The organism is Luteibacter sp. (genome assembly GCF_051958795.1).
Taxonomy (GTDB): domain Bacteria; phylum Pseudomonadota; class Gammaproteobacteria; order Xanthomonadales; family Rhodanobacteraceae; genus Luteibacter.
Window position 1 is genome coordinate 1 of sequence record NZ_JBQCFT010000407.1, and the last position, 4,207, is coordinate 4,207.

Below are 4,207 nucleotides of genomic sequence, written 5' to 3' on the forward strand. Positions count from 1 at the left end.
CGGCGTGCTGCAGTTCGACGTGGTCGCGTATCGCCTGAAGGACGAATACAACGTCGATTCGTCGTTCGAGCAGGTAGGTGTCGCCACCGCCCGCTGGGTCCATTGCAGCGACGAGAAGAAGCTGGAGGAGTTCAAGGAAAAGAACGCCGCCAACCTCGCGATCGATGCGGCCGGCGAGCTGGTCTACCTCGCACCCACCCGCGTCAACCTCCAGCTTGCGCAGGAGCGCTGGCCGCAGGTGCGTTTCTCAGCCACGCGCGAACACGCGGCTTCGATCGACGTTTGACGCCCCTCGCGCGCGTAGGAGCCCACCCTGTGGGCGACGCCGTTCGCGGAAGAGCCGCAGGACCTGCGGCCTTGTCGCGAAAAATGTCGCCCACAGGGTGGGCTCCTACGCTAAACCGGTGAGGGGTGGAGGAAACGGTGGATGGCGTGGACCACGACCGAGCCCTCGCCTACCCCTGCCGCCACGCGCTTGACCGAACCCGAGCGCACGTCGCCCACCGCGAAGACGCCACGCAAGGTGGTCGCATACGGTGACGGCGTGGCGTAGCCATCGGCATCGCGGCCGGTAAGCACGAAGCCCTTCTTGTCGAGGTCGAGGCAGCCCTGCAGCCATGCGGTATTGGGCTCGGCACCGATCATGACGAACAGCGCCGCCACCGTCACCCGCGTCTGCAGGTTGGTCTTCACGCAATACCAGCCGACTTCGCGCAGGTACGCGTCGCCATCGAGATGGTCGATCTCGCAGTACGGGTGCAGCGTGATGCTGGGCGACTGCAGGATGCGTTGCACGAGGTAATCCGACATCGTGGAGGCGAGACCTTCGCCACGGACCAGGATGTGTACGTGTTTTGCCGTCCGCGCGAGGAACACGGCGGCCTGGCCGGCACTGTTACCGCCACCGACCACCACGACCTCTTCGCCGGCGCAGAGCGTGGCTTCCATCGCCGTGGCGGCGTACTGGATGCCCTGCCCTTCGAAGCGCTCGTAATCCACCTGGGCCAGCTTGCGATAACGGGCGCCCGTGGCGATCACCACCGCGCGCGCGGTCACCACGGTGTCGTTGCACAGGTGGAGGCGGTAGGGATGTGCGGAACAATCCATGTTGCGCACTTCCCGCGCCACGGCCATGTGCGCGCCGAACTTCATGGCCTGGACCTGGGCGCGCCCCGCGAGCGCCTGCCCCGAGATGCCGGTCGGGAACCCGAGGTAATTCTCGATCTTCGAACTCGTACCGGCCTGCCCGCCCGGCGCCAGCCCCTCCAGGACGACGGTGTCCAGCCCTTCGGAGGCGGCGTATACAGCGGCAGCAAGGCCCGCCGGGCCCGCACCGATGACGGCGACGTCGTACACATGGTCGCTGTCCAGCTCGATCGTGATCCCCAGTTCATCAGCCAGGTCGGCGGTCGCGGGACACCGCAGGACCCGGCGGTCGGGCAGGATTACGACCGGGCACTCGTCCGGCTGCAGGCCGAAGCCTTCGATCAGGTGGCGCGCATCGTCATCCCGGTCGGTGTCGAGCAAGCGGTGTGGATAACCATTGCGGATGAGGAAGCTGCGCAACCGCACGGTATCCGCGGCATGCGCCGAACCCGCCAGCAGCACGCCACCCTGCCCGCTCTGGATCAGCCCGACCCGGCGCAGGATGAAGGCCCGCATGATGACCTCGCCGATATCCGGCTCGCCCGTGACCAGCCGGCGGAACCCGGCGGGATCGACGCGGACCAGGCGCGAGTCGACGCCGGCACGGCCGTTCACCATGGTCTGGCGGCCACTGAACAGATCCACCTCGCCGGTGAACTGGTGCACGCCGTGGACGACCACGATGCGCGGCTGGCCGTCATCGCCCACGTCGTAAACCTCGATGCTGCCCTCGAGGACGAAGAAGTAATCGATGCGGCGCTGGCCGCGCTGGAAGAGCATGGTGCCCTTGGGGACCAGCTCCTCGACGCCATAGCGGACGATGCGCGCCGCCATGTCGTCGTTGAGACGGGGGAAGGTCTGCTCCTTCCGGTTCATCGGGCTCGAAGGATCGTTATCTTGCAGCGTCGACATCGGTGATTCCGGTGTTTTCGGGGCCAGTGCGCTTCCGTTCCGGAACGATACCGGGCGGACGGGGAACGATCTTGTATCGGAGCACCATCATGCCTGCGTAGACTGCACCACGCATCCGCCACAAGCCCCGAGCCATGTCCGCCAACGAAGCCGCCCCGCCACCCTCGCTCCCCGCCCGCGTGCTGCGTTCGCCGGCCGGCCGCATCGTGATCTTCTTCGTCAGCCTCTTCCTGATCGGGATGGTCACCGGCCGTATCCACGCCAGCCTTGGCCCCTCGGGCGGCGCGGCGACGTCCGGCGAGATCACCGCGCTGGATGAGGTCTTCCACCTCTTCCCCGTGGTCCTCGCCTACTGGCTGCTCGTGCGCTCGATCGAGAACCGCCCGATGGACGAACTGGCGGCACGCAAGTTCGCGCCGCACGTGCTGGCCGGGATCGTCGGCGGCTTCGTCCTGTTTTCGCTGGTGGTCGGCGCGCTGTGGGCACTTGGCGCCTACGTCGTCCACGGCACGAACCCGGACGTCCCCTGGCTGGGGCTCATTCTGGGCCTGGGCGTGGGCCCCGGGGTGCTCGAGGAGATCGTCAGCCGCGGCGTCCTGTTCCGCATCATCGACGAAGGCCTGGGCACCTGGATCGCCCTCCTGCTGTCAGCCGCCGTGTTTGGCTTCCTGCACATCTGGAACCCGCATGCCACCGTCTGGAGCGCGCTTGCCATCGCCCTGGAAGCCGGCCTGCTGTTTGGCCTGATCTACCACGTGACCCGCTCCCTGTGGCTGTGCATGGGCCTGCATGCCGCCTGGAACGTCACCCAGGGGCCGTTTTACGGCATCGCGGTGTCGGGCTTCGCACAGAAGGGCTGGCTCGCCTCGACCCTGCAGGGGCCCGACTGGCTCACCGGCGGCGAGTTCGGCGCCGAGGCCTCGGTGGTCGCCCTTTGCATCTGCTCCACGCTGACGGCGATATTGCTGGCCATCGCCATCCGCCGTGGGACCCTGGTCCCGCCGTTCTGGGCACGCCGCCGCATCAAGCCCGTCGCATAACCTGCCGATACTGTGTTGCCCGCCAAGGAAGGCGCCTGCTGATTCGTAGTACTAACTACGGCGAAGCGCCGCACCCCGTCCCACTACCGGTCATCGCATGACTTCCACCGACAAGCAGCGCAACTGGCTGGCCGACCAGCCTCTCCAGCGCAAGATCATCCTCGCCATCGGCGCCCTGCTCGCCCTGTTCGTGGCGGCGTGCATCGCCAACCTGGTGTCGCTGGGGCGAGAGAGGGACACCCGATCATGGGCAACCCACACCTACGTGGTCCTGCTCACCCTGGCCGATGTGGGCGCGGACGCGCAGCAAAGGCAGGTCGCCGCGCGCGGCTACATGCTGACCCAGAACGATACCGAATACGCGGACTTCGAGGCCGCCGACCGGGATCTGTCGGCAAGCCTGGCGAAGCTGCGCGAGCTCACCGTCGACAACCCGCTGCAGGAGGGCAGGCTCGACCGGCTCCGCGACATGCTCGATCGCTGGAAGGCCGAGGCGGTGAAGAACGGCATGGAGCCCATGCGAGCCATCGGCAACGCCGTGACGCCCGAGGGCGCCCTCGCCCGTGATGGCATCCGCCGGGATTACTTCGCCCGCCGGACCGTCGTTATGGCCGATATCCGCAAGCTCGTCGATGAAATGGCCGTGACCGAACGCGGCCTTCTCGACCGGCGCAACGCGGCGCTGGACACGACCCTGGCGACGACCCAGGCCGTCGACATCATTTCGTTGGTCCTGTGCCTGGTGGTCGGCGGGCTCGTCATCGCCATGACCTTCCGCCTCATCACGCGGCCACTCGTGCGCATGACCGAGCTGATGACGCGCCTGGCGGCCCACGACCACACGATCGAAGTGCGCCAGCTGACCCGCCGCGACGAAATCGGCGAGATCGCCCGCTCGTTGCAGGTGTTCAAGACCATGGCGATCGAGACGGCCGGCCAGACCTGGTTGAAGTCCGCGATCACCACGATTTCCAACCGCCTGCAGGAGTGCACCACCTACCGCGAGTTCGCCGAGGCGCTGGTGTCGGAACTGGTCTCGTCGCTGAACGCGGGCGTCGGCGTGTTCTACATCTACCGCGAGGACACCCGGCGCCTTGAGCTGGCGGGGA

3 protein-coding genes and 1 pseudogene are annotated in these 4,207 nt (G+C 67.1%); 3 read left to right on the forward strand and 1 reads right to left on the reverse strand.

Going from position 1 to position 4,207, the window contains the following annotated elements:
* A pseudogene (gene prfC / locus ACTHLF_RS20875) lies at positions 1 to 286 on the forward strand (peptide chain release factor 3); the annotation flags it as partial.
* A gap of 110 nt (positions 287 to 396) precedes the next feature.
* On the opposite strand, the gene ACTHLF_RS20880 reads toward prfC, so the two are convergent.
* Positions 397 to 2,058, reverse strand: coding sequence for an FAD-dependent oxidoreductase (locus tag ACTHLF_RS20880; RefSeq protein ID WP_440330100.1), 1,662 nt, complete (start codon positions 2,056 to 2,058; stop codon positions 397 to 399).
* Between the two features lie 134 nt (positions 2,059 to 2,192).
* Here ACTHLF_RS20880 and ACTHLF_RS20885 point away from each other — a divergent pair, with 134 nt between their 5' ends.
* Together ACTHLF_RS20885 and ACTHLF_RS20890 are read left to right on the forward strand one after the other, a co-directional pair.
* Positions 2,193 to 3,098, forward strand: coding sequence for a lysostaphin resistance A-like protein (locus ACTHLF_RS20885; RefSeq protein WP_440330102.1), 906 nt, complete (start codon positions 2,193 to 2,195; stop codon positions 3,096 to 3,098).
* A gap of 97 nt (positions 3,099 to 3,195) precedes the next feature.
* A partial coding sequence (locus tag ACTHLF_RS20890) for a CHASE3 domain-containing protein (protein ID WP_440330104.1) occupies positions 3,196 to 4,207 on the forward strand: 1,012 nt, incomplete at its 3' end.